Source organism: Coriobacteriaceae bacterium, from assembly GCA_025993015.1.
Taxonomy (GTDB): domain Bacteria; phylum Actinomycetota; class Coriobacteriia; order Coriobacteriales; family Coriobacteriaceae; genus Collinsella.
In genome coordinates, this window is the sequence record DAJPFV010000001.1 from 512,146 (window position 1) to 536,622 (window position 24,477).

Genomic DNA, 24,477 nt, shown 5'->3' on the forward strand with positions numbered 1-24,477 from the left:
AACGACTTCATTTAGCCGCAAAAGCGGGCTATGGGCGCGAGCGGCTGCTCGCGAAAGACGCGCTCGACGGCGGCGCGGTATTCGTCGACCTTTTTGGTCTTGCGCACGATCTTGTGAACGGTAGCAGGATCGGCGAAGGCGCATTTGGCGTAGAACCACCACTCCTTCATGCGGAAGACCGCGTTGCCCCCGATCTCGTCCGCATAAGCTGCAAACAGCGTGTCGTGGAAGCGCTGCAGCTCAGCTGCCGTGGCAACAGGACCGCCCTTAACCATGCGAGCCAGCGCGGGGTTCGCAAGCAAGCCGCGCCCCAACATGACGTGACGCGTTCCGGGATAAGCCTCCACCAGCGCATCCATGTCCTCAAGATCAAAGATGTCGCCGTTGTAGGCCACCGGGAACGGCGCCCGCTTCAGCGTCTCACCGTAAAACTCTTTGCGCGGCGAGCCCGCATAGCGGTCCTTTTGCACGCGCGGATGCACGATCAGCTCCGCCAGCGGCATGCGGCAATACAGATCGAGCACGCGCTCGTATTCGTCGTCGCTCTCCAGCCCCAGCCTGGTTTTTACCGACACCGGCAACGGCGAACGTTCGCACACATCGCTCAAGAACACTTCGAGCTCGTCCAAGTGGCGCAAAAAGCCCGAGCCCTTGCCCTTGGCGACAACCGTCCCCGAGGGGCAACCCAAGTTGAGATTGACCTCGCGATAGCCCATGTCGGCGAGCACCTGTGCCGCCCACACAAACTCGTCCGCGTTCTTGGACATCAGCTGAGGCACTACGTTAAGCCCCTGGTTATTGGCAGGATCGATCTCCTTAAACGCCTTGCCGCCAAAGCGGTTTCCCACCCGCGGTGGCGGCAAAAACGGCGTGTAATAGCAGTCGAGCGCACCGAAGCACTCCGCATGCACGCGACGGAACACATGCCCGGTAATCCCCTCCATAGGGGCAAGCGAAAGAATCATCTACTCTTCTCTCATATCAACACAACAAAGGGGCCGTCCCTTTGTCACATGCATTATGCCTTGCGCTTCAGGCGATTCACAAGGAAGAGGTAGCTACTGAACGATGACCACCCTCCAGCCGCACCCCATACAACGAGGTCTAATACTTTTCCCGAGAAGTGAACGAGTGAAAACGGGCCCCGAAGCATCTGCACTTTCGAGATACAATTTCCTGCGGTTTTGCCAGCCAAATCCTGCGGGTTTGACGTCTAAAAATGTCGATGCTTCGGAGGCCCAAGTATGGCCGTTCACTTCTCGGAAAAGTATTAGACCTCGATTTGCATGCCACTCAATGTGACAAAGTGGCTGCTCCTTTGTCACATTCGATGAAAAAGGGCACCGATGTTAGTCGATGCCCCAAAGCGGCTGCAGGTTAAGCCCTACAGCGTATGTCTAAGACGAATCGAACTATTCGTCCCAGGAGAGGTTCTTACCAGTCTTTTTTGCCAGCAGCAAGAACAGGCCGATAATAACGTTGCATGCGATGCAGAAGATGAAGACGCCCTGGAAGGAGCCGACAAGCTCATAGACCTTCATCATAACGGGCATGCCAAAGGCGCCGACGATATAGCCCACGGAGCAGATCAGCGCGAAGATGCGACCGAAATCGCGGGAGCCAAAGACATCCATAACCAAAACGGTCAGGGCAGTGCCAGCGATGACGTACATTACGTCGTTCACGCCTGCTGCGAGGATGCTGAGCGTCGAGTTGCCGCTGCTCATCATGAGCATGACAAAGGAGAGGATGGAGACAGCGAGCCAGCCCAGAATGGCCTTCGTGCTGCCGAACCTATCGCAAGTGGTGCCGACGATCGGATTGAGGAACAGATCGAAGAGCGATGCAGCGGATACCATGAAGCCGCCCACCATGGGGCTAAAACCAACCTCGGAAGCATACGTCGGGAAGAGCTGGTTCATGCAGCAAGTGAGCTGAACGAGACAGAGGAAGCCGATGCAGAAGAAGAAGGCAGGCGACTTAATGGCGCGCGCATAGCTAACGCCACGCGTGCTATCCTCGGTCGTCTCCTCGGTCTCGGTGACCGTCTCGCCCTCGACGTAGCCATAGGGCAGCATGCCCTTGTCCTGAGGCTTGTAGCGGATGATCAGAATGGAAGCTGGGAGAATGAGCACTGCGGAAACACCGGCGAGCACCAGATAACCAGTTCTCCAGCCAGCGGCCTCGATGACAGAGGTGATGACGGGACTCATGATGAGCATGTAAATCGAGTTCACTGCCCAAGCGAGACCGATTGCCAGGCCACCAGATTTTTTGAACCACTGGTCAATAACGTCGGACATAGCGACGCCGGTGGTGAAGGCGAAGCAAACGCCAATCAGGGCGCCAGCGGCGATGAACATCCAGACTTCGGTGTAGAAGGCCATGCCTGCGCCGGCAGCGAGCAAAATAAGCTCGACAACGGGGAGCCAAACCTTGCCAACGACCTTGGGAATGAGTTTTCCGACAAACGGAAGAGCTGCCGCAAGACCAATGAGCGTTGCGGTGAAGTAATACGAGAAGATGGAATAGTCAAACCCGAACTCCTCGCACACGGGTGCGACGAAGGAGCCCGCGATGACGCTATAGGATCCGGTCGTGCCGGCAGACATAAGGCCGAGCGCGATTACGAGAACCCATGCGTAAACCTTGCTGCTCTTTAACTTTGCATTTTCCATTGACGCAGCTCCTAGAGACCCAGAAGGGCACACATAACGGCCTTGATGGTGTGCTGACGGTTCTCTGCCTCACGGAAGATGACCGAAGCGTTGGCCTCAAAGCACTCGTCGGCAATCTCGAAACCCTCGGTGATGATCTCGCGATGAAGGTCGTTCTTGCACTGGTCGAGGAGCATCTTGCCAACACGGTGATCCGCGTTGTGGACAGAGGGAAGCTCATGCATGCAGAAGATGTCGGGATTGTTGGTGCGCTTGCACAGCTCGCTGGTGACGCGATAGGGGTACAGAGACTCGGCATCGCCCAACCAGGAGTTGTAGTCGTCGGGATCCAGAACCTCTTCTCCGCACTCGGGGTTGATGTAGCGCCACTCCTCGGTAACGATAACGTCAACGCCATCCAGGGCATCGAGGTCAGAGGTGATGGTAAAGGTCCTATTGGGAGCGTACTTGGCGTAGCAGGCCTCCACCTCTTCGATCATTTCCTTGCACATCTGATGACGGAGGTCGTCGGGGCCGATGGCGAGGAAGTCCATGTCGAGCATAGCGCACAGACGGCCATACCACACTGGGGCGCCGGCGCAGTTGCCAACGAAAGCCATCTTCTTGCCGCGGCTCGTACGCAGACCGCCCCATTGCTCTTCCATCGTAAGAGCGTCAGCGAGCATCTGAGTCGGGTGATCGCCGAGAGTAAGGGCATTGATGACCGGGATGTCAACCAGGTCGGCGACGTCATAGAGGAACTGCTCGTCCTTCTGTGCGCGGTAGACGATGAGATCGTACATGCCGTTAAAGACGCGCATGGCATCCTTGACGGTCTCGCAGTCACCCATGTGGGAGTTGGTCAGATAAGTGAAGCCCATGCCCAAATCATTGCAGGAGGTCTCGAATGCGCAACGAGTACGGGTCGAGCCCCACTCAAAGTTGGCGAGGACGTTTTTGCCGGGGAAGTAGCGCTGGTCGACACCAGACTTCTTCTGAGCCTTAAGGTTCCAGGCAAGATCGATGAGATAGCGGAAATCCTCGGAGGAGAGATCATGGATGTTGATGTAGTCGCGACCGCGGAGGCTGTTGTTCATGCCTATTTCCTTTCGAATTATTATTAAAATTATTGTTGAATGTGTCCCCGAGGAAAACACGGATATCCCTCGGGGAGCGGTACATGTGGCGCCTAAGCCAAAGAGCGCAGGCTCTAAGGCTCACTAACGACTGGCCGCCACGTCCTTAGTCCAGCAGTGCACGCCGCCGCCGGACAGGTTAAGCGCGAGGGAATCAATCATGATGACTTTGCGATCGGGGAAGCAGCTCTCAAGAACTGCCTTGGCCTGCTCATCCTTCTCTTTCACGACCTCGCTCATGCCCTCGTGGTAATAACGCTGGCCAAGAACGACGCCGTTGCAAATCAGGAAGTTGCAGTAGCTCGCTGCGGCGTAGAAGTGGACGGGGCCCTCGGGCCAGGGGGTGCCATCCATAAACTTGCCGCCCATTTCGTCGATGAAGCCCTTATAGAGCTCGTAATCTTCATCGCCAGGGGCGATAACGACTTCAATAGGCTCGGCGGTGGGCATACGAACGATCTCGAAGGGCTTGCCCTCCCAGTCCGTTTCGTTGCTCAGGATCTCGTAGGCTGCCTCAATACGGCGACGAGACTCTGCTCCAGCCTTGCTCGAGGCTGCCTCTTCATCGGACACCTCGGCAAGAAGAATCTTGTTCGGAGTGATAAAGCGACACATCTCATCAATGTGAGCTGCAAAGCTCATGCCAAAGACGGGAGTTCCGTCTTCCTTCTCGTCGAGGATGCCCAGTCGATAGTCGTCGTCCTCGAGCATAGGCTGCGGAAGCCAGATAACCTTGTTGAGGTTGTAGATGCGCTTATACTCGGCCTCTACTTCCTCTTTCGTGAACTCGGGATTACGCTTGCGGCATTCCGTGTCCTCGATGGCGATCAGAGTGCCGTGACCGTCAAACTCGCGGTCGCCGCCCTCCGAAACCATTTCGGAATTGACGATATCGAAGCAACCGAGCGCAACCGCCATGTGAACGGCTGCCTTACGTGCGGACTGGCACTCCGGGGAGTTCTTGTCCCACACGCCGTAATAGGTCCAAGCGGGGTTGACCATATAAGAATGGCCCTTGTCGTCGACCATGATGCTGGGACCGTTGTCGCGGACATAGAAGTTGGAGTCTTCGAACTGCGTGATCTCGATGCGATCGAGATCAACCCCCTCCTCCTTCAGTCGCGAGCAAGCCTCCTCATAGGAGCCGGGGGTGCCGCAATTGAGGTTGACCGTAACGTCGCCATACTCGAGCAGAGCCTTGATCACGTCAACGCAGGGCTGGCGGTTATCGTAGCCCTCTGCACGGATGTAATCGGGAAGCCATGTCACATAGACGTTGGAGCGCTTCTCGAACTCGCCCGGCATACGATAGTTCTCGTACATGGTTGGTCCTTCCGTCGGGTTTCCCGCGATGCTGTCCGGCCGCGACAATAGCGGGGTTTCACCTGCTATAGTACTACTATACCTACCGTTCGGTAGATAATTTTGAATAATTGCCGCTCGCCTACTGATACATACCGTTCGCCGTATATAGTGGTCATGTTTGGACACGAATTGATGTTCCGTTGCCATCCTTAATAATGTTGGTAGTGCGGAAGTGATTTGCAATGGAGAAATGCAGCGTGAGCACAAGAAAAAAAATATTGGACGCAATGTACGATCTTGTGGCAGAAGTCGGTTATGACAAAGCGTCTATCGGAAAGATTTGCGACTTTGTCGGTATATCCAAGCCGTCGGTGTACTACTACTTTCCCTCAAAAGAGGAGATTTTCACTACGCTCTTGGACAGCATGTTTCCGACCATTGACTATCAGCGCGACTACTCGCTAATAGTCGATAGGGACGGGTTCAAGGCCGCGCTTATCGAGCTCGGCAATTCAGTTATAGGTGGCTATCGAAGCGATGAAAAGCGCCGGCGCGTGCTGGCCGAGGTTAGCGTTCAAGCAAATCGAATTCCTGCAGTTCAGGAACGTCAAGCGACGGCGACCAAACGAACCATGGATGCGCTTAAAGACATCCTTCTTCATGGTGTAGAGATTGGCGCGTTTTCCGATAGCGCCGACGTAATGCTCTACGTACAAATTCTTTATACCGTTCTGGAGGGAGCAAGCAATACGGTCGCTCAAGGTGAGGATATTGATGAGAAAGCGGTTTGGGCGGGAATAGTCGAGCTTATGTTCAAATAAACCAGCCAAGCTGAAGCGCATGTTGGCACCCATGGTGCCTGCGGGCAACCTTTAAAACGAAAACAGGGGTCGACTCCAGTCTGGCTTGGAGTCGACCCCTGTTGCATGGCAATCTATGCCGATGCAAATCGGCGCTTATTACTTTTCAGCAGCCTTATTGAGAAAGCCGGAAACGATAGCAAACGCAGCAATCATAAGGTTGCAGGCAATGCAGAAGATAAATACTCCCTGGAATGACCCTGCCATGCCGTAAACCTTCATCATGACCGGCATTCCAAAAGCACCGACGACATAGCCCGCTGAGCAAACGATCGAATAGATCCTTCCAAAATCGCGTGATCCAAAGAGCGAGAGGAGAAGCATCGGCATTGCGGTTCCAACGATGGCGAACATGACATCGTTTACACCAGCTGCAATGATGGAAACGGTCTCATTGCTTCCGCCAATGATAAGAAGCAGGAATGAAAGAATGCTGACACCTGTCCATGCGACCGTTGCTTTAATAGCGCCAAGCTTGTCGCATGTTTTGCCCACGAAGGGATTTAGGAAGATATCGGAGAGTGAAGCTGCCGAGACCATTAAGCTTCCTACGATAGGATTGAAACCGACCTCGCTTGCATAGGTTGGAAACAGCTGGTTCATGCAGCAGGTGAGCTGCGCCACGCAAAGCAAGAGGACACAGAGAATAAAAGACGGCGTTTTCGCGGCATCGCGGAGTGCCATGCCCGAAAGGACATCTTCCTGCTCATCGGCGCTGCAGCTCTCATGGGTTTCGGAGGCGGTCTCTCCGTACGGAAGCATATTGCGATCAGAGGGGTTAAGGCGAATGATAAATGCGCTTGCAGGCAAAATCATAGCTGCAGAAACGGCCGCAAGCACGATGTATCCCGTACGCCAGCCTTGCTGCTCGATGACCAGTGTAATGACAGGACTCAATAACAGCGTGCAGAGAGAATTAACGCCCCAAGCGAGGCCGATGGCGAGACCGGACGATTTGCTGAACCATTGGTCAATGACATCGGACATGCAGACGCCCGTTGTAAACGAAAAGCAGATGCCGATCGCTGCGGCGGAGACGGTGAACATCCAGACCTCGGTGTAGAACGCCATTGCGGCGCCGGCGGCAATAAGGACGAGTTCAATGCAAATATGCCATGGTTTGCCGATTACTTTTGGAATGAAGCGACTCAAAAGCGGAAGCCCAAGCGCAAGGCCAAGAAGAATCGCGGTGAAATAGAAAGAAAAAGAAGTGTAGTCAAAGCCCAGATCTTCACATACTGGAGCAACGAATGAGCCGGCAATAATGCTATATGTGCCAGTTGTTCCGGCGGACATTAAGCCGAGCGCAATAACGACGACCCAAGCAAATGCGCCGCTTTCACGGAGACAATCTTTTTTGGCTGGTGTGGTGAGAGTCATGGTTGCTCCATTTCTATCGGCAATACATCCTATATGCCTACCGATAGGTATATAAACCAGAGGACTCTTCGTCAAGCATTAAGCGGGGAGAGGGAGTTCTTAACCTGCCGAACGGTAATTAGACCCCGTTTTCGCAAGGGTCTCAATGTGACAAAGGGGCTGTCCCTTTGTCACATCATTCGGAGCGTAGGGCTTCCACAGGATCCTTTTTGGATGCGCTGCGAGCCGGCAGCAGACCGGCGACGACCGTCAGCAGCACCGAAATTGCAATGAGCACCAGCGCATCCTGCACGGGCAAGCTCATCAGATTGGGCACCTGTTTGGCAGCAAGCGCCCAGGCATTAACCGGAAAGCTCACGGCCACCACGACGACAATGGCAAAGACGCCGGAGATGAGGCCTTCGATAAAGGTCTCGGCGTTGAACACGTTTGCCACGTTGCGCTTCGACGCGCCAATCGCGCGCAGGATGCCAATCTCCTTTTTACGCTCCAGCACGCTGATATACGTGATGATGCCGATCATGATGGAGCTCACCACCAAGCTGATGCTCACGAATGCGATGAGCACCAAGCTGATGGTGTTCACGATGTCGGTCACCGAACCCATGATGATGCCCATGTAGTCGGTGTACGAAATTGCCCGATCATCATGGCCAGCGGCTTTGACCTGCTTGTTGTACGCATCGATGTGATCGAGTACGCGCTCCTTGGCCTCAAAGTCGCGCGGGAAAATCTTGACCGAGATGGGATCTGCCTCGTCCGCATAACCCAACGTGGTCAGATTGTTGTCGTAGGTGAGCTTCGACGCCTTCGCATAGCTCATCATGAGCGAGCTCAGGTCCTCGGCGTCCATGTTGGAATGGATGGCACGAGCAAAGGCGCTCGCATCCACACGCATAGCGCTCGCCAGGTTGGCAAAACTCGAAGACATCTGCGTCGCTATCTGGTCCATGAGCCCTGCCGCGCCCGCCTTAAGCTGGAACGATACCGTCGACGCTATCTGCTCGCTGATTGCCTTCATCACCTGATCCATAGCCTGCTGCAGATACGGAGCCAGCTGCTTTTGCACATAGTCGGTCATCGCCTGCTGCAGGCGCTCGGCCAGGGCATCGCCGCCGAGCGCTTTGAGCTGGGCCAGGATTTGCTGGGCTGCCGTATCACTCTCAAGATACGCCGAGAACGCGGCGGCAAGCTTTGACGCGTCCTTAAGATCATCGGGTGTCAGCGCCTTAAACTGATCAGACTGAAAAAAGCCCTCAAACAGCTGGTTGGCCAGCGTTCCCACCTGCTGCATTTGCTCGGGCGTGAGTTCCAGACCGTCAAAGATGCCCGAGAAATCTGGGGCTGGCGCTTTGGCCATGATGTCGCTGAAGTCGATGTCCTTACCAACGCCCGAAAGGTCAATGTCCAGCCCGGATAAGTCGATACCAGAAAGGTCCATACCGCCGGCCGCACCCGAGAGTGCAGACGTATCGAACGAGAACGCACTCTTGAGCGCCGCCTCGTCCACACTGAACATGCTGCCCAGGTCCACGCCTTGTTTGGCCTCGCCTTGCAGCTCATCGAAAGACTTGCCCGTAAAGACATCCGTCTCGGGGTGGGCGAGTTGCTCCTGCACAATCTGCGAATCGGCGGCGCGCTCCATAAGCTGGCGAGTCAGCGCATGCGTATAGGCAATGCCCGGGGACAACGCGCTCGCGTTGGCCGTCTCGTTGGGTCGCACCACGCCCACAATGTGCACGTCAATACCGTTGGCAACCTTGGCGGCCATAAAGTCGGCGTCGCCAGACATGTCAGTCCACATGCCGGTCTCTTCGTTTTTGCGATACGCATCGGCCGGCGACAGCACCTTAAACGTCGTGGACAGCGCATCGTCGTAGGTAAAGTCGGTGCCGGTCTCGGGCGTTTCGACCCCACCGTCGGCCGCCATGGCGCTGTTAACCAGGTCATTGAGCTCATCAATATCCAGCGCACCGATGCTGTAGAGCGTGTAATCGCCCACCGTGCCACGGCTCGAAAGCACCATTACGGCTTCGTTAGCAGACGTGGGCCAATGACCGGCGACGACATCGTACTGGCTGTCGAGCAGGCTCTGGTCGTCGATCATCTCGTTAAAGACCGAGGTTCCCATGGATTCCATGCTCACCGTTGCCGCCGAGCTCGCGCCTCCGCTCATGGCCTCGGTCATGGCGTTGGGCACCAGCCGGACGGGCTTCTCGTCGCCCTTACCCGCACGATAGACAACCGGCGTCACGCCATAGCCGTACTGGATGGCGTTGACTTCTTTATCGATGCCATCGCCACCGGCATCGAGCCATGCCTTAAAGCTCGTCATGTCATTGGACTTAACGCTCGCAAACATATTCTTTACGGCCGTGACCACGGGAATCTTATCGGTTCCCTTAGCCTTGCCGCCGGCACTGTCGTCGGACAAATCCACGTTTTCAGGCGAGTCATCATCCGTGGCCCCCTGTCCACCCATCATGGACGACAGGTCGTAATCCTGCTTGGAAATGGTGAGCGGGTAGCTCGAGAGCGTATCCTCCTCGACCTTTTTGATGTAGCCGTTTACGCCGTTGGACAGCGCCAGAATCGCCGCGATACCGATAATGCCAATCGAGCCCGCAAAGGCCGTCATGGCCGTGCGGCCCTTTTTGGTCATGAGGTTTCGGGCAGAAAGCCCCAGCGCCGTCACAAAGCTCATCGAGGTTTTGCGCGTAGGCTTGGCCTCGCGACGCGCGGCCTTTGCTACATCAAAGGGGTCGGAATCGTCGGTAATCTTGCCGTCCGCCAGGTTGACGATGCGCGTGGCGTACTGGTACGCCAACTCAGGATTATGCGTGACCATAATAACCAGACGGTCGCGCGCCACGTCCTTGAGCAAGTCCATGACCTGCACGGACGTTGCGGAATCCAAGGCGCCGGTCGGCTCGTCTGCCAGCACGATCTCGGGATCATTGATCAGGGCGCGGGCGATGGCCACGCGTTGCATCTGTCCGCCCGATAGCTGGCTCGGGCGCTTGTTAACGTGCTCGCCCAGGCCGACTTTCTCCAACGCCTCACGTGCACGCTGGCGGCGCTCGGCATGGCCCACACCCGTGAGCGTAAGCGCCAGCTCAACGTTTTCCAAGATGGTCTGATGCGGAATGAGGTTATAGCTCTGGAACACAAAGCCGATGCGGTTGTTGCGATAAGCATCCCAATCGCGATCGCGAAAGTCCTTGGTCGAAATGCCGTCGATTAACAGGTCGCCGGAATCGAAATGATCGAGCCCACCGATAACGTTGAGCATCGTAGTTTTGCCCGAGCCCGAGGGGCCCAGAATGGCCACGAACTCGTTATCGCGAAAAGACAGGCTTACGCTGTCGAGCGCCACCTGCGTAAACGACTGGGTAACGTACCTTTTGCAAATACCTTTGAGCTCCAACATGGACGGCGACCTCTCCTGCACAGGCACTCTGCCCGCTCTCACCCGCCGTTCGTATTCGACGCGTTTGTCCTACTCTATCCCCATTTTTTGCCGGCACCAGTGAAGAATGTAGGGAACCGCACCAAAAAACGAACGGGACGGCGCCTAAAAAAGAGGTCCCGAGCGGGACCTCTTTATGGTGGAGATTATCTTGAAAGGGAGCGGGCTACTTCGTACAGCGGCGCACGATCCTCGCTGTGCTTTACGCGTTTTCTACTGCTCGCTATTCGCAATCGCCTGGTCGATAAGCTTGTCGAGCGCTGCGCGCTGCTCGGCGGAGCTGATGGCTCCCACGATGGGCTCCCCTACGATGTTGCCATTCTGATCGATGACATACGTTGTCGGGAACGAGAACAAATTTGACGTAAACTTACCGGCCTCGCTATCCGACTTGAACCAGATGTTCTTATATGTCACGCCCTTCTTGCTCAGCACGTCCTTGGCATCTGCAATCTCGCCCTTGTTGCCATCGAGCGTAAAGGAATTGACGCCCACGACCTGGCCGCCCTTCTCAGCAAGCTCCTTATTCAGGCTCTCAAGATCGCCCAGCTCGCCCACGCACGGTTTGCAAGTGGTGAACCAGAAGTTCATGACGGTGACCTTGTTCTTAGAGAACAGCTCGTCGCTGTTCACGTCGTTGCCGTCCAAGTCCTTGCCCGTAAAGCTGGGGAACTTCGTCGCCTCGCTCGAAGCATCGGCGCCAGCCGTCATGCCAGCGGCCGAAGCGTCAACGCTCTCGCCTGCGTTCGGCGTGCTTCCACAGCCGGGAAACTTCTTTTCCAGGCTCTCGAGCTTGTCCTCGATCTCCTTGATCTGCTGCGCGCCGGCCTTGAGTGTCTTAAACTCATCTGCCGTAAACTCGTCCTTGGCGCCGTCGATAGTCTTGAGCAGGAAATCGCCGTAATTGCTGCCGTCCTCAATCATTGTCGACTCTTTATTTGCTGCATTGAATACCTTTTCCCACAGCGCATTATCGCTCGAAAGGATATCGTTCTCCTTCTGCATGAGCTTCGTATACAGCTCGGCGGCCTCGTCGGCATTGGCCGGCTCTTGCGCAATGAGCTCCGCGATCTTAGAATCGGAGCCCGTAGATTCGCTCGCGTTGCCACCGGGCGCCGAACACGCCACAAGACACAAGGCCAGCACCGGCACCATAAACAGGGCCGCAATCTTAGAAAGCTTCATGGTCATTCCTCCGTTTTGTCGAAGCTTGTTTTACTTTTCATCGGCGGTCGGGGAGAGCTTTTCTGCCGACACATCCAGGCCATAGCGATAGCTGATGGCATCGACGGGACAGGCCCCAATGCACTTTCCGCACCGGATACATTCGGCATGATTGGGTGCGCGGACCACATCAACGTCCATCTGACAAACCTTTGAACACTTGCCGCACGAGACGCATTTGCACGCATCGACCCGAATCCCCAGCAGGGACACCTTATTCATGAGCGCATAGAATGCGCCGAGCGGACAAATCCATTTGCAGAAGGGGCGGTAGAACAAAACGCTCAGCACTACCACGGCAATGAGAACGACGAGTTTCCAGGTAAAGAGCTGCCCCAGCGCAGATCGAATGCCGGCGTTGGCAATGGCCAGCGGAATGGCACCCTCGAGCACGCCCTGCGGACAGACGTATTTGCAAAAGAACGGATCGCCCATCCCCACATCGTTGACCACCAGCACAGGCAGCAATACCACAGCAAACAGTAGCACAACGTATTTGATATACGTAAGCGCCTTGAGCCTTTTTGTCGAAAGCTTTTTGCCGGGAATCTTGTGCAGCAGCTCCTGCAGCCAGCCAAACGGGCACAGAAAGCCGCATACAAAGCGCCCCAGCAGCACGCCGAGCAAAATGAGCGTACCGGTAACATAGTAAGAAAAGTTGAACTTGGATGAACCTACCACCGACTGGAACGACCCGATGGGGCACGCACCCGATGCCGCGGGGCACGAATAGCAATTAAGTCCAGGTACGCAGACTGTTTTTCCCGCGCCCTGATAGATGCCGCCTTTGGCAAAGTTTGGCAGGTGAATATTGGTGACCAGCGTCGCCGCCGCCTGAATGAATCCGCGAAATCGGGCCAAAACATGCGACGCAGTGTTTTCTCTTTTATCCAATTCCGATACACTCCAAGCACAGCCTAATCGCTTTGGCCAGCACGGCATCCGCCTCGCCACGCATAACACCAAAGCACACCATGGCAATTCCGACGATCAACAAAGCGACCTGTACCACGGGTTTTACCGCTTTGAACAACCCAACCACTCCTTTCGTTACGCGACCATTGGACCATATCGACTATAAAATCCGTGTTAAGCGCGATTTGGAATGTGCAAGGAAACTGTTATGCGTATTTTGATCGTCGAGGATGAGCGGGCGCTGTGCGATGCAATCGCACGCAGCTTGCGAAACTTGGCGTACAGCGTCGACTGCTGCCACGACGGGCAGGAGGCGCTCGACCTGCTGGGCGTCGAAGTCTTTGACCTCGTGGTACTCGACCTCAACCTTCCCCGTATCGACGGCATGACCGTGCTCAGGGAACTTAGGAAAACCGACTGCGAGACCAAGGTACTGATTCTGTCCGCGCGTGGCGAAGTATCCGATAAAGTCGCCGGACTCGATGCCGGCGCCAACGATTACCTCACCAAGCCGTTTCATCTGGACGAACTTGCGGCAAGGATCCGCAGCCTTACCCTCAGACGCTTTACACAAAGCGACATAGTTTTAACCTGCGGAAAGCTCCGCTTTGACGCCAAGGCGCGCATCGCCTCCGTGGACAGCGAGGCTTTATCTCTTACGCGCAAGGAAACGGGAATCTTGGAATACCTGATGCTTAATCAGGGGCGTCCGGTAAGCCAAGAGGAGCTTATCGAGCACGTTTGGGATAGCACCGTGAACAGCTTTAGCAACGCAATCCGCGTTCACATCTCGTCGCTCCGAAAAAAGATGCGCAGCGCTTTGGGATACGACCCGATTCGCAATCGGATTGGAGAGGGCTACGTTATGGAGGATAGCGAATGAAAAGGCTTTCGCTGCAATGGCGCATAACGATCATGACGGCGCTGCTGACGTGTGCGGCGTGCGTGCTGACGAACTGCCTGGTCGGCTATACGGGCATGCGCTATATGGATGCCATCGGCAGTGACATCTCGGCCTTTAACGCTGCCGGCGCGGATTCGCCCCAGGTGTTCGACCCAACGAAAACGGCCCTCGATGACAAGGTCACAATCGTCGTAAACGACGCACAGGAGTCTTTTGGCACGACAGCCTGGTACATCACGGCTGGAGTCACACTCCTTGGCGGCGCGCTGGCATACTTTGTGAGCGGTCGTGCGCTCAAACCGCTACGGGCTTTTGCAGCCCAGGTTGAGCGTGTGCAGCCTGACAACCTAAGCGAAATCAGACTCAGTGAAGATGTGCCCACCGAGCTACAACGATGCAGCGCCTCTTTCAACGACATGATCTCCCGTCTTGGCGAAGGGTTCTCTGCACAGCGTCAGTTTACCGGCAACGCCGCACACGAGCTGCGCACCCCGCTCGCCCTTATGCAAGCACAGATTGAACTATTCATCTCCGAGCACTCCGGTTTGCAACCCGAAACAGCCGAGCTGCTCGGCCTGCTACAAGAACAAACTGAGCGCATGACTCGAATGACCAAGGTATTGCTCGAGATGAGTGAGCTCCGCAGTGTCCCTTGCGGGGACGCTGTTGAACTCGGCCCCCTGTCCGAAGAGGTCCTCACCGATCTTGCGCCACTTGCCGAAAATAAGGGCATAGCCCTCAATTGTGCTGGAGACGCTTTAGTAATCGGGAGCGACACGCTCCTCTATCGGCTGGTGTTTAACCTGGTCGAAAATGCCATCCGTTACAGCCACCCCAGCTCGACTGTCAACGTCTCCATCTGCGACAACGACAGCCACGTGTTCCTGCGAGTCGAAGACCAGGGCCCGGGAATACCCAAGCAGTACCGTGAGAGCATCTTCCAACCGTTCTTTCGCCTGGATAAATCCCGCAGCAGGGCATATGGCGGCGCAGGACTCGGACTAGCGCTTGTTTGGGAGATTGCAGCCCTACACGGCGGCACGGTAGAGGTCGAAGCAAGTTCCGAGAACGGGACTACCATGCTCGTGACCCTCTCAAAGGGGGCCACCACGTGATCCGACTGTCCAGGGGTCCCACTCGGCATTGCGAAACGCGTCCCAAAACTTGGACATGAGAAATGGGAGGCAGTTCGCATCTGTGCCGAGGACGAAGTCCTGGCGGGAATTCAGGATGCGCAGAGGAAGCTTACGGCAGAAAACCCCGACAGAGTCGTGACCGTCGGCGGCAACTGTATGGCGTCGCTTGCCCTCTTCGATTACCTGCACGGGAAATACGAGAACGTTGGAATCGTCTGGATCTATGCGCATCCGGATGTATCCACGCTGAATGATGGCTACCCCAACGCTCACGCCATGGTACTTGGCAACCTTTTGGAACAGGGTGCACCGCAACTCGTTTCGCGGATGCGGCATCCGGTGTTTAAGCCGAGCGATGTCCTGCATGTCGGGCTACAGCAGCTCCACGACTATCAGGAAGTTTGCTTAAACAAGCATAGGTGTTGCGGTTTTAGCCGATGTCCTCATGGAGGAAAACGACATGCTGGGTCTGTCTGATTAAAGTCCAACAGTTTCCATGAGGCATCTAGCACGGTAAAAGCTAGAGACCCGGGAGATCCCAAACTGTCAACCATCTTTACGGGTGCAAGGGAAACGGGCAAGACAGCCCCCTCTCGCTCCTATCCGAAACGGCGCTTGAACACGGCTGGATTGCAGCGAATGTCTCCGCCATGCCCGGCATGCTCGAAGATATCATCGAGCACACAAAGGAGGCCGCAGGCCGTTACCTCTCGCAGCCCCATACACGCGTGAGCGGAGTTCAAGTTGGGCAGCGGGGCGGTTTAGCGCGCCAATATAATCAAATCGTGCACTTCCATAGCCTCTCGTCTACGTGGTGTACCGTCGTCTCCCCTTTTATCAGAGTTGGGCGATTTCAGGCACCCGAGCTGAACTCAAATTGAACTCAACGATGCCTTATCGGTCGAGGGCGTCCTAGCGAGAATATACAGAGGCGCACATTTCGCAGGGAACCTCCCATTCGTTATTATATCGGGATGCTGTCAAGGCAGCGTCAATGCGTTCGACCTACACCTTCTCGCTTTTCGAGGCCTCGTCTGCAGGACCATCGGAATCGATACGGAATCGATCGGCATACCATTCATCCGAAGCAATCACCTTATGGAGCATCTGGAGATGCAGGTCGACATAGTGGCAGAACGCCTTGCCGCATTCCACGAGAGGCGCATTGTTTCTCTCGTTGGGCTCGGCTCCAAAATTAAACTCGACCTCATAGCCCTCCCCAGGCACACCCATGCTCGGCAGAACATCAATGGAGAAGTGGACGAATCCAGACGTCACCTTGTATACATCTTTTACCTTTGGATCGAACTTCTCGAGTAAGTCTTGAAGTCTTCCATCGGACATCTTCTCACCCGAGAAATCTTTCAGCTTGTTCACAGGCACACCTTGAAACGCCTGCTTGAGAAAGTCATCCTGGTCTTCGGCGGCGAATAATGCGAATGTCCGCAGGCAGACTCCAACCTGTGCGCGGAGAAGCTGGGCGACGCAAACAAGATTCCTCGACTCGAGCATGGAGATGAATCCGTCTATCAGTCTCATCGCATACTCAGAGGAGGATGCCAGATATAGATCCCATTGGGTAAAGTCGCCGTTCATGAAGGGAATCACTGCATTGCGCTCGGCGACTCTCAAGGCACTCAGGCTTTGTTCTATTTTCTCAGCTTCTTGTTTGAACTGTTCGCTATCCAAAATGCCCCCAAATGCCGGCTTCTCAACAAATCAAAAAAGCAGGAGAGACAGAGATTAGGTTCCTGCTCCACTGAACCCGCGCTTCCAGTCGAGACACTCCTCCTCGAAGATCTCCCCAGAGTCCCGTCTCTCGCGCCCCTCACGGAACTGTCCATATCAGTGTAGCCAATCCAAGCACAGCCCCACCGCACGGCCCAGTCGTTTCCGGTCCTGCGTGGCCCCATGAAGGCGGAAGGGCGTGGTTGTCGTCATCGCGTTCCTTTCTCCTCATACCTTTTGGGCATGCGTCACGGGCCCCCGCGCGGCGCCGAGAGCGAATCGGCGCAGGCTTGGGGCCAGTTGCGTAGAGGTTGAGGTTCGGGTTTCGCCGGCTTACGCAGCTTGGCGGGCAGAGCGCCCGGGCTCGCTGCGCCTAGGGCGCGGCGGGATCCGCGACGCCGGAGGTGTCGATCTCGCCCAGATTGGCGAGCTGCTCGATGAGGGGGAGGCCCATCGGGTCGTCCACCTCGACGCCGCCGAGCACGATGGTGCTGTCGCGCGTGTCGATTTGGGTTGTGAACACGGCCGGGTCGAAGCCCGAAGCGATAAAGCCAATGCCCGCGAGGACAACACCCGCGGCAACGAGCCCGCCCGCCACGGCGAGGTAGATCTTCTTCGCGCTGGTCATGGTACTCACTCCTTTCTACGCCGCGAGATGCGCGGCAGCGCCGCCCTTCTCGCCCTTGCCCTTCCAGAAGGGCGAGGCGGCCTTCCTCGCCCAGAGCGCCGAAAGGCGCGCAATTTGTTTTGAGGCGGCCCAAGCGCCAGCACCAACGAAGAGCGCCACGCCGACGAGGCCGAGCCCCACGCCCGCCGAGGCGAGGGCGTACGGGAAGTGGCCGATGGTGACGCCGCTTACGGCAAGCAGGAGCTCAACTACGCCCACGCCCCCGAGTGCCGCCGCGACGATCCACACGCAGAGTGCCAGCAGCCAGATGCAGATATAGACCGTGACGGCCACGGCGGCGAAGGCGGCGAGCAGCGGCACCCACACCGGGGAGCCCACGATGGTCAGCACCCACAGCAGCGTGGTGCTGCGCCGGCGCGTCCTCGCGATCGCGCGCGGCACGGCGGGCAGGTCGTCGAGCGTGGCCTCCGCCACCTCGCCGGGTGTGCCCATGGCGGCCACGGCCTCCTCCTCGCTCATACCGTCCTCCATGCGGTCAGCGATGGCCTCCGCATAGAACGCCTTGGTCTCCTCCACCTGCTCGGCCGGCAGGCAGGCGAGCAGCTCGCCCAACCGGCCCAGAAACTCATCGCGCGTCATGGTGCGCCCCCTCAACGTATGCGTAAATCTCCCGTACGGACGGCCACTCGGCCAGGAACTCCTCGATGCGTGCTCGCCCGTCGTCCGTGATGCGGTAGTACCGGCGCAGCCGCCCGTTGTGCTCGGCGGAGCGCGCCGTGATGCACCCGGCTTTCTCCAGGCGCTTGAGCAGCGGGTAGAGCGTCGACTCCGTGAGCCCCATGCTCGCCGGTACGTCCTTCACGATCTGGTAGCCGTAGGACTCCTCGCCGGAGACGGCCGCGAGCACGCAGGCCTCCAGGAAGCCGCGCTTCATCTGTGCCTCCATCCGCACACCTCCTCTCGTCATATACTATGCTATACACACTATACGATGCAAGGTATTAGACGTCAACTCTCATCGCGAAGATTCTCCGGCCCCTGCGCGCTGCGAACGTGATGTCGCGGGCGGTTGGCATTATGCATGAAACGTCAAGTAACGCTCTTTTGATCCACTTCCACTCGGCCCCATTCGCCTTGTACAACGCCCCCTTTCAACCTTGGGTTCAAGAGAGCCGCTAGGCTGGACGTGCCGGACGGTAAAGTCCTGGACGCCATGGTGAACTTCTCCGATGCCATGGGGGTCATGGGTCTACGCCGATGGAGTCCCACGTACGCGGCAGGGCTCGCCCGTCACCGCTGGTCGCCGGACGGTCCCCACGCCCCGCTCGCCAACGCGCAGGCGACAGCAGCAGTCCAGCGCTGGCTGGAGACGCCGGAATGCCCAGAAGATGCGTTTCCCATCGCTGCGGCAGAGCTTTTTGCAGGGGTGGCAGTTTTTCTATATCCCAAGGTCAGATAGGCTTCGGTAGCCACCTTGGAAGCATCGCCAATAGACTCTTCCTTTATACGTTCGGCATAATCGTAGGCGATACCCACAAATTCCAGTCCCGAGCAACAGGAGTACAATTGCTGCAATTGTTGCCAGCTGTTGGGAGATGGAAGATGGACTGCGATGGCTACCCGCGCATTCCCATGCCGTTGATGTGCACCGCCTTTGTGCCGGGGCAGATTGACGCTGCGGTTGCAGGCATTTCCGACCCCGATTCACGCACCATCGCCACGGCAGAAGCGCTGTACTTTCGCGGACAGGCCACGCTCGCTGCCAAGACGGCGCGCCCCTATCTTGACGCCACCGATCCCGCACTGCGCTATTCCGCATGCCTTATCTGCGGATATGCCAGTCTGTCGCTCAACCGTATCGCCGACGCCCGCCGGTGCCTTGCTGGCATCCTCGATACGCCAACTGACGAGGAATCGCCCGCCGTCCACGCCACGCATATCCTGTTCGCCTCGGCCGCGAGTGTCCTGCTGCACTTGCCTTCCCCGTATTCTGCTGAAGAGTTTTATCCACTTGCGGCGCATCTGCCCGAAGGCCTGCGCCTATTCGCCAGCTACGTGATGGCGCACGCCTTGTACCTGCGCGGCGATTACGGCCGCAGCCTGGGCATGGCGGAAAACGCCCTGATTATGAAACAGGGAAGCTATCCCATCTCGGAGCTGTTCCTGCACCTGGCAGCTTCCATGGCATGCATGAGCCTCAAGGACATCGACGCCGCAAAAACGCACTTCGGAGCTGCTTGGAACGTTGCGCGCCCCGACGGCCTTGTCGAACTTATCGGCGAGCACCACGGCCTTTTGCAGGGGCTTATCGAGGCGTGTCTAAAAACGCAATACCCTGACGACTTCGCACGCATCATCGAGATTACGTATCGATTCAGCTACGGCTGGCGGCGCATCCACAACCCCGATTCGGGCGAGGACGTGGCCGACGATCTAACGACCACGGAGTTCACCATGGCCATGCTCGCCTGCCGCGGATGGACCAACGCCGAAATCGCACGCCACATGGAAGTTTCGCCGGGCACCGTTAAAAACCGCCTGTCCGGCGTGTATGCAAAGCTCGGTATCGGAACTCGCGCCGAGTTGGTCGCGCATATGTTGCGCTAGCGACCGGACTGCCTAGTGCGGCGTGCGCGCTCCGGAGCCCCGGCGCTTCGCTCGCTCAAATTGGACATTTTGGTCCTCGAACGGCACTACCGTCGCAGGGTTACTTCTCGCAAAATTAGAGTATTTCCACCGATATTTGCGGGATGGGAGCCAAAGATGCTTGATCGCCGTTCGTTACTTGTTGCCGGAGCGTCCTCGCTGGCGAGCATTATGTTGCCTCGCGTGCCGGGAAGCGAAAATGCCTTCCTGCTGCCGTTCACGCCTACCGCGGCCTATGCCGACGAAGAAGACCCCTTCAAGGTCCTGGTGCTCTCGCGCACCATGTTCGGCGTGGTGGTGGTCGACGTCGCCAACAAGAATATGCCCATCAAGGGAGCGCAGGTCACGCTCACATCGCGCTACGCCGCAGGCAAGCAGCTCGCCGCCACGACCGATGACGAAGGCACCGCCATCTTTGAGATTGCCTCGCTTTCGGAAGGCTACGTAGACGAGGCAACGCTCCTTGACGCGTACGACTTTAACGGCGGCATCTCCATTAGCATGGCGGGCTACCGCGATGTCGAGATTCCCCTTGCGCGTATCCAGGGCGGCACCGCCATAACCGCGCCCACGTGTCCGCTTTCCGACGGCGAGCCGTACTTTCGACAGCTCACATTCGACGAATGGGACATCCAGTACGCTGAAGCCACGTTCATGGCATTGCCGAAGGACGACACGGCAAACGAGCAGCCCGATACGCACGCCTTTACCGTTCAGGCACATCTGCCACAGGGCGGACAGGCAACGCTGCGCATCAACAAAGTGACGTCTGCCGCGGGCAGCTCACCCGAAACCGTCACGCAGATCGGCCAGATCAAGGCCAGCGCATCGGGCGCGGATAATCTGGCGACGTTCACACTCGAAGACAAGTTCCTCGATGCAGCGTCGGGCCTTCTGGAAGAAGGATGCAAGTTGCGCTTTGTCCTCGACTACCAGAGCAAGACCTACACACTCTCCTCCCCCATGGCCGTTGTCACTGCGCCGGCCGCAAAGGCAGAATCGGGCTCGACCACTATCGTCCCCACTACCATGGACCAAGAGATCACTCCGTTTGATTTCCCCGCATCGTTTCCCGGCATCGGCGGCAATAAGTTCACGTGCTGGATGCCCACATTTCCGATCCTCTTCGATTTCTCGTTTGCTGGATACGTGCTGTTTGGCGGAGGATACAAACCAGCCAGCTATATGAACGATTCGGGCAATCCGGATCCGGAGTACTGGAAGAAGTCGCCGCGCGAGTCGGGCGCCAAGCAGGCAAACCGCTACCTCGACGAGATGGAGGGGAAGTGGAATCAGTACAAGAGTATGAGTGCCGGTTCGGGCACCGATCCAAGAAACACCAAGCTCCTTCGCCACCATTGCACGCCGCTGTTCACGATGGATATCGCCACACAGCTGTACGGCTCGCTCGCCTACGATTGGGTGGGCAAAACCTGGGGTAACAACAACGACCCCGCATACGGCAATATTAAGGCCCTCTTCCAAGTAAGAACCGACCTCAATTGGACCGAGCAGTTTACCCTAGGACCGGTGCCGTTTTTCCTAAACGTCAATCCCTGGGTGCTGGCGAAGCTGGCGCTCGCCGTGGGTGCCCACACGCACGGCAGCGGCGCGGCGTTTTTCAAGAACATTTCGCTCGACTATTCCAACACGTCGGGCTCGTTCACCATCCAGATCGGGCTTGCCGTCACCTTTGGCGCCGGCGTTGCAGGCGTCGCCTCGTCTGCCGTGCGCGGCGCCGCATCCCTCACGCTGTTCATTGGGTATGAGAAGGCAGATGGACACCAGCTTCCGCGACTGCGCGTAGGTGCAGACGTCGATGTCGATGTGATACTCCAGTTCGTAATGTTCAAGTGGACCACCAAGGCTTGGTCGGGGTCGTGGCCCACACTCATCGATTCGTGGAATATGTCGGTGAACAATGGCGACCAGTATGTGCTCCAGCGCTCCGAGCTGGCATTGGGTGGAGATACGCCTTATACGCTGGATGCCTGCTTCGGCACGCCCGGCAACGCCGAGGCAGGTGGCGTGCCGCAATTTATCGCATCGGCCACCATCGTCACCAACGCCGAGCTGCTCGCACGCGCCGAGGTTAAGGCCACTGCCGTAAACGCCGTGCCAGTCGTGCGCGATTGGGATCAAGCGGTCACGCGCATTGAGCTCGAGGCGGATGCAGAAAGCGACGACACGGGACAGATCGAGCATTTCGTCCATGCACTGGTAGAGAACGACGAAAACGCCGCGCCGATGTATGAGTACACCTACATCGGTCAGTCAACGAACGCCGTTGCGGACCCGAACGCCAATTCTGCCGGCGTGTCGGAGGACGAGCGTGGCGGCATAAAACCCTCGAGCGACAACGTGCTATTTGCTGGCGTGCTCAGCGAAGCTCACATGAAGCTGGCAATGATTGCCGGCGTAGAATGCCTGTTCCGTATCTCCTCGGTGCGCTACGGCGACAATGGCCGCTCGCGCCTGGTGGTGCACACAAAGGCAAACGGCACGTGGTCCGTTCCCACGCCCGTGGACTTCCCCCTTGAGTTTGGCGAGGACGACGTGGAGCGCGACGGCATATTCGATTACGACTTCGACGTGGTGGAATATACGGACGGAAGAGGAAACCAGGACGCCTACGTGCTGCTGGTCTCGGGCGAGCGCCCCGCCGGCGACGACACCCTTTTCGATATGGCAAGCACAGCCGGCATACTGTCCGTTGTGCGCCTGCGCATAAGCAACGACGGAGTTCGCGTGGTATCGCACACGTCGTGGCGCAGCATCTCGCGCGGCCGCCTTCAGGAGGATGGCTACCATTGCCTGCAGTGCCCACGCATCACGGTGGGCAAGACACTTGTCAACGGGCGCCTGTCGGGCGCCTACCTCCACCGCCGCGGAACCACCGCAGAAAAGGCGCTCGGCAGCGAGGCCGAGGTTGCGCTGGAGTGCTTTACCCTGTGGTCGGACGTTTCGGGCGACAGCCTGACGTTCCGCCAAGTTCTCCGCTTTCCGCAGGCACCGTCGAGCATCGAGCTCGGCGCGCCCGAGAATATCAACGGCAAAATGGTGGTGCCCGTTGCATACGAGACCGCAGGCGGTTGTGGCTGTGCATCGTACGCCGTGATCGGCCAGTCCATTGCGGGCTGGGGCGTTATGTCGCCAGATGCCACAGTACCCCACGCGGTGCCGTGGCCGCAGCACACGGGCTTTTTGGCTACCGTCAACGAGCAACTGCAGCATATTACTTGGACGCGAGGCGCATCGGTATTTGCAACGCAGCCCGTGGGTGCCGCAGGCTGCGGCCCGGCATCGTTCAGCGTAAGCAACAACGGCAGGTGCGTGCTCTATGTAGAGAACACCGATGGCAAGGTGGGACAAACCTACGACGAAGAAGGCAACCCGGTAGCAGTGATGGGCAAGCACTTCCGCATCTTCGCCAGCACCTTGGCAGGCGATCTGTTCACGGAGCCGTTCGTGATGTGCGAGCTGGACCATCCCGTCGATCAGATAACGACATTTTTGACGTCGGGGAGCATGCTCTCCGCGCTCGCCACGCACATTGTGAGCGCGGAGAAGAGCGAGGCAGAACTACACGGCATCGAAGTGCCCTTGGTGGCGTGTGCCACTCCGACGGGCGCAGTCGCTACCTCGGGCGCGGTGGTGCCCGGAGCAGCAGGCGAATCCTTCATGGTCACGGTGCGAAACGACGGCAACACCTTGCTGACCGCCGGCACGATCGATCTGTACCGAGAGGGCTCCAGTCAGCCGTTCTCCAGCGCATCCATCGGGTTCGGAGTGAACGCACGCATGGCATCGATCTACGATCCAGAGCTTGCCGAGGACGCTTCGGCCAACGACATGACACACGTGAAGTACACGCTCGAGACGCTGGGCGCACATTTTGCAACGCACCCGCTGGTAGCCGACAGTGGCAACGCCGTGCTGGCACCGGGTTGCACGGCACAGTTCCGCATGAGCTTCGCCATCCCCGAGAGTTGGAGCGACGAGGTGGGCAAACGCGTAACGCTATATGCGAAGGCGCGTAAGCTGGTGGCGCTCGATCCCGTAACGCTCGAGGAAATTCGACCGGGCGCAAACTCGGCGCTGGGTGCCGTACTGCACGAGCTTCATGTGCCCGACGCGGCATGCGAACGCTCAGAAGTTCAGGTCGGCGTATGCGACAGCGCGGATACGACAGAACTTCACGACGCCCCGATGACGGTCGACGGCGATGGCGGCACGAGTGGCGGCGGTACTGACAAGGGCGGCGGCTCCGGCGGAAGCAGCTCCAGCAGTGGCAAGGACCACGGCACTAACAAGCGCTCCGGAAAAGCGGGCGCGCTTGCGGGCACGGGCGATGTCAACGCTCCCCTTACGGCAGCCGCAGCAGCACTCGCCGCAGCTGGTGCCGGCCTTGTCGCCTACAGCGCCCGCCGCACGGCGCTCGAAAAAGATACCGCCAATGAGGGCAATTCGGATGAGCCTCGCTAGCTCC

18 protein-coding genes are annotated in these 24,477 nt (G+C 57.6%); 6 read left to right on the forward strand and 12 right to left on the reverse strand.

What is annotated here, in order from left to right; translation table 11 throughout:
* Positions 1-11: 11 nt before the first annotated feature.
* The 4 genes from OIL77_02270 to OIL77_02285 form a co-directional block, all read right to left on the reverse strand.
* Positions 12-965 carry a tRNA-dihydrouridine synthase family protein gene (locus OIL77_02270; GenBank protein ID HJI44248.1) on the reverse strand — a complete coding sequence of 318 codons (954 nt, stop codon included), beginning with the start codon at positions 963-965 and terminating at the stop codon, positions 12-14.
* A gap of 447 nt (positions 966-1,412) precedes the next feature.
* Positions 1,413-2,678, reverse strand: a complete 1,266-nt coding sequence (locus OIL77_02275) for an MFS transporter (GenBank protein ID HJI44249.1) — start codon at positions 2,676-2,678, stop codon at positions 1,413-1,415.
* An 11-nt stretch (positions 2,679-2,689) separates the two neighbouring features.
* The gene (locus tag OIL77_02280; protein HJI44250.1) at positions 2,690-3,754 is read right to left on the reverse strand and encodes an ornithine carbamoyltransferase; all 1,065 of its coding nucleotides are present in this window, start codon (positions 3,752-3,754) and stop codon (positions 2,690-2,692) included.
* 123 nt (positions 3,755-3,877) lie between these two features.
* The gene (locus OIL77_02285) at positions 3,878-5,116 is read right to left on the reverse strand and encodes an agmatine deiminase family protein (protein HJI44251.1); all 1,239 of its coding nucleotides are present in this window, start codon (positions 5,114-5,116) and stop codon (positions 3,878-3,880) included.
* 269 nt (positions 5,117-5,385) lie between these two features.
* Between OIL77_02285 and OIL77_02290 the strand changes: the two genes are divergently transcribed.
* Positions 5,386-5,919 (forward strand): TetR/AcrR family transcriptional regulator, encoded by a 534-nt coding sequence (locus tag OIL77_02290; protein ID HJI44252.1) that lies wholly within the window; start codon positions 5,386-5,388, stop codon positions 5,917-5,919.
* 138 nt (positions 5,920-6,057) lie between these two features.
* Here OIL77_02290 and OIL77_02295 read toward each other — a convergent pair whose 3' ends face one another.
* The 4 genes from OIL77_02295 to OIL77_02310 all read right to left on the reverse strand — a co-directional run bounded on the left by OIL77_02295 (position 6,058) and on the right by OIL77_02310 (position 12,712).
* Entirely contained in the window at positions 6,058-7,338 is a 1,281-nt protein-coding gene (locus OIL77_02295) for an MFS transporter (GenBank protein ID HJI44253.1), read from the reverse strand.
* A gap of 175 nt (positions 7,339-7,513) precedes the next feature.
* Entirely contained in the window at positions 7,514-10,768 is a 3,255-nt protein-coding gene (locus OIL77_02300) for an ABC transporter ATP-binding protein/permease (protein HJI44254.1), read from the reverse strand.
* 252 nt (positions 10,769-11,020) lie between these two features.
* Entirely contained in the window at positions 11,021-11,992 is a 972-nt protein-coding gene (locus OIL77_02305) for a TlpA family protein disulfide reductase (GenBank protein HJI44255.1), read from the reverse strand.
* A gap of 30 nt (positions 11,993-12,022) precedes the next feature.
* Positions 12,023-12,712 carry a 4Fe-4S binding protein gene (locus tag OIL77_02310; GenBank protein HJI44256.1) on the reverse strand — a complete coding sequence of 230 codons (690 nt, stop codon included), beginning with the start codon at positions 12,710-12,712 and terminating at the stop codon, positions 12,023-12,025.
* Positions 12,713-13,136: 424 nt separating this feature from the next.
* On the opposite strand from OIL77_02310, the gene OIL77_02315 reads away from it, so the two are divergent.
* The 3 genes from OIL77_02315 (at position 13,137) to OIL77_02325 (ending at position 15,463) form a co-directional block, all read left to right on the forward strand.
* Positions 13,137-13,829 carry a response regulator transcription factor gene (locus OIL77_02315; protein HJI44257.1) on the forward strand — a complete coding sequence of 231 codons (693 nt, stop codon included), beginning with the start codon at positions 13,137-13,139 and terminating at the stop codon, positions 13,827-13,829.
* Entirely contained in the window at positions 13,826-14,965 is a 1,140-nt protein-coding gene (locus tag OIL77_02320; GenBank protein ID HJI44258.1) for an ATP-binding protein, read from the forward strand. The genes OIL77_02315 and OIL77_02320 overlap by 4 nt, the downstream gene beginning before the upstream one ends.
* A 78-nt stretch (positions 14,966-15,043) precedes the next feature.
* Positions 15,044-15,463, forward strand: a complete 420-nt coding sequence (locus tag OIL77_02325) for an arginase family protein (protein ID HJI44259.1) — start codon at positions 15,044-15,046, stop codon at positions 15,461-15,463.
* Positions 15,464-15,991: 528 nt separating this feature from the next.
* On the opposite strand, the gene OIL77_02330 is transcribed toward OIL77_02325, so the two are convergent.
* From OIL77_02330 to OIL77_02345, 4 genes are all read right to left on the reverse strand, one after another.
* Complete coding sequence (locus tag OIL77_02330) at positions 15,992-16,675, reverse strand: hypothetical protein (GenBank protein HJI44260.1); 684 nt, start codon at positions 16,673-16,675, stop codon at positions 15,992-15,994.
* Positions 16,676-17,087: 412 nt separating this feature from the next.
* A complete protein-coding gene (locus OIL77_02335; protein HJI44261.1) occupies positions 17,088-17,342 on the reverse strand; it encodes a hypothetical protein in 255 nt (84 codons plus the stop codon).
* Positions 17,343-17,357: 15 nt separating this feature from the next.
* Positions 17,358-17,981: a DUF1700 domain-containing protein gene (locus OIL77_02340; GenBank protein HJI44262.1), complete on the reverse strand. Its 624-nt coding sequence runs from the start codon at positions 17,979-17,981 to the stop codon at positions 17,358-17,360.
* Positions 17,968-18,288 (reverse strand): PadR family transcriptional regulator, encoded by a 321-nt coding sequence (locus OIL77_02345; protein ID HJI44263.1) that lies wholly within the window; start codon positions 18,286-18,288, stop codon positions 17,968-17,970. The genes OIL77_02340 and OIL77_02345 overlap by 14 nt, the downstream gene beginning before the upstream one ends.
* 656 nt (positions 18,289-18,944) lie before the next feature.
* Here OIL77_02345 and OIL77_02350 point away from each other — a divergent pair.
* Both OIL77_02350 and OIL77_02355 read left to right on the forward strand, forming a co-directional pair.
* Complete coding sequence (locus OIL77_02350; GenBank protein ID HJI44264.1) at positions 18,945-19,949, forward strand: LuxR C-terminal-related transcriptional regulator; 1,005 nt, start codon at positions 18,945-18,947, stop codon at positions 19,947-19,949.
* Between the two features lie 156 nt (positions 19,950-20,105).
* Complete coding sequence (locus OIL77_02355) at positions 20,106-24,473, forward strand: hypothetical protein (GenBank protein ID HJI44265.1); 4,368 nt, start codon at positions 20,106-20,108, stop codon at positions 24,471-24,473.
* The last annotated feature ends 4 nt before the right edge of the window (positions 24,474-24,477 follow it).

Coding starts and splice junctions, on each gene's coding strand:
- OIL77_02290 (HJI44252.1), top strand. CDS start 5,386: ATGTACGATCTTGTGGCAGAAGTCGGTTATGACAAAGCGTCTATCGGA.
- OIL77_02295 (HJI44253.1), bottom strand. CDS start 7,338: ATGACTCTCACCACACCAGCCAAAAAAGATTGTCTCCGTGAAAGCGGC.
- OIL77_02345 (HJI44263.1), bottom strand. CDS start 18,288: ATGGAGGCACAGATGAAGCGCGGCTTCCTGGAGGCCTGCGTGCTCGCG.
- OIL77_02320 (HJI44258.1), top strand. CDS start 13,826: ATGAAAAGGCTTTCGCTGCAATGGCGCATAACGATCATGACGGCGCTG.
- OIL77_02335 (HJI44261.1), bottom strand. CDS start 17,342: ATGACCAGCGCGAAGAAGATCTACCTCGCCGTGGCGGGCGGGCTCGTT.
- OIL77_02305 (HJI44255.1), bottom strand. CDS start 11,992: ATGAAGCTTTCTAAGATTGCGGCCCTGTTTATGGTGCCGGTGCTGGCC.
- OIL77_02340 (HJI44262.1), bottom strand. CDS start 17,981: ATGACGCGCGATGAGTTTCTGGGCCGGTTGGGCGAGCTGCTCGCCTGC.
- OIL77_02355 (HJI44265.1), top strand. CDS start 20,106: ATGCTTGATCGCCGTTCGTTACTTGTTGCCGGAGCGTCCTCGCTGGCG.
- OIL77_02300 (HJI44254.1), bottom strand. CDS start 10,768: ATGTTGGAGCTCAAAGGTATTTGCAAAAGGTACGTTACCCAGTCGTTT.
- OIL77_02280 (HJI44250.1), bottom strand. CDS start 3,754: ATGAACAACAGCCTCCGCGGTCGCGACTACATCAACATCCATGATCTC.
- OIL77_02275 (HJI44249.1), bottom strand. CDS start 2,678: ATGGAAAATGCAAAGTTAAAGAGCAGCAAGGTTTACGCATGGGTTCTC.
- OIL77_02350 (HJI44264.1), top strand. CDS start 18,945: ATGGACTGCGATGGCTACCCGCGCATTCCCATGCCGTTGATGTGCACC.
- OIL77_02285 (HJI44251.1), bottom strand. CDS start 5,116: ATGTACGAGAACTATCGTATGCCGGGCGAGTTCGAGAAGCGCTCCAAC.
- OIL77_02270 (HJI44248.1), bottom strand. CDS start 965: ATGATTCTTTCGCTTGCCCCTATGGAGGGGATTACCGGGCATGTGTTC.
- OIL77_02315 (HJI44257.1), top strand. CDS start 13,137: ATGTGCAAGGAAACTGTTATGCGTATTTTGATCGTCGAGGATGAGCGG.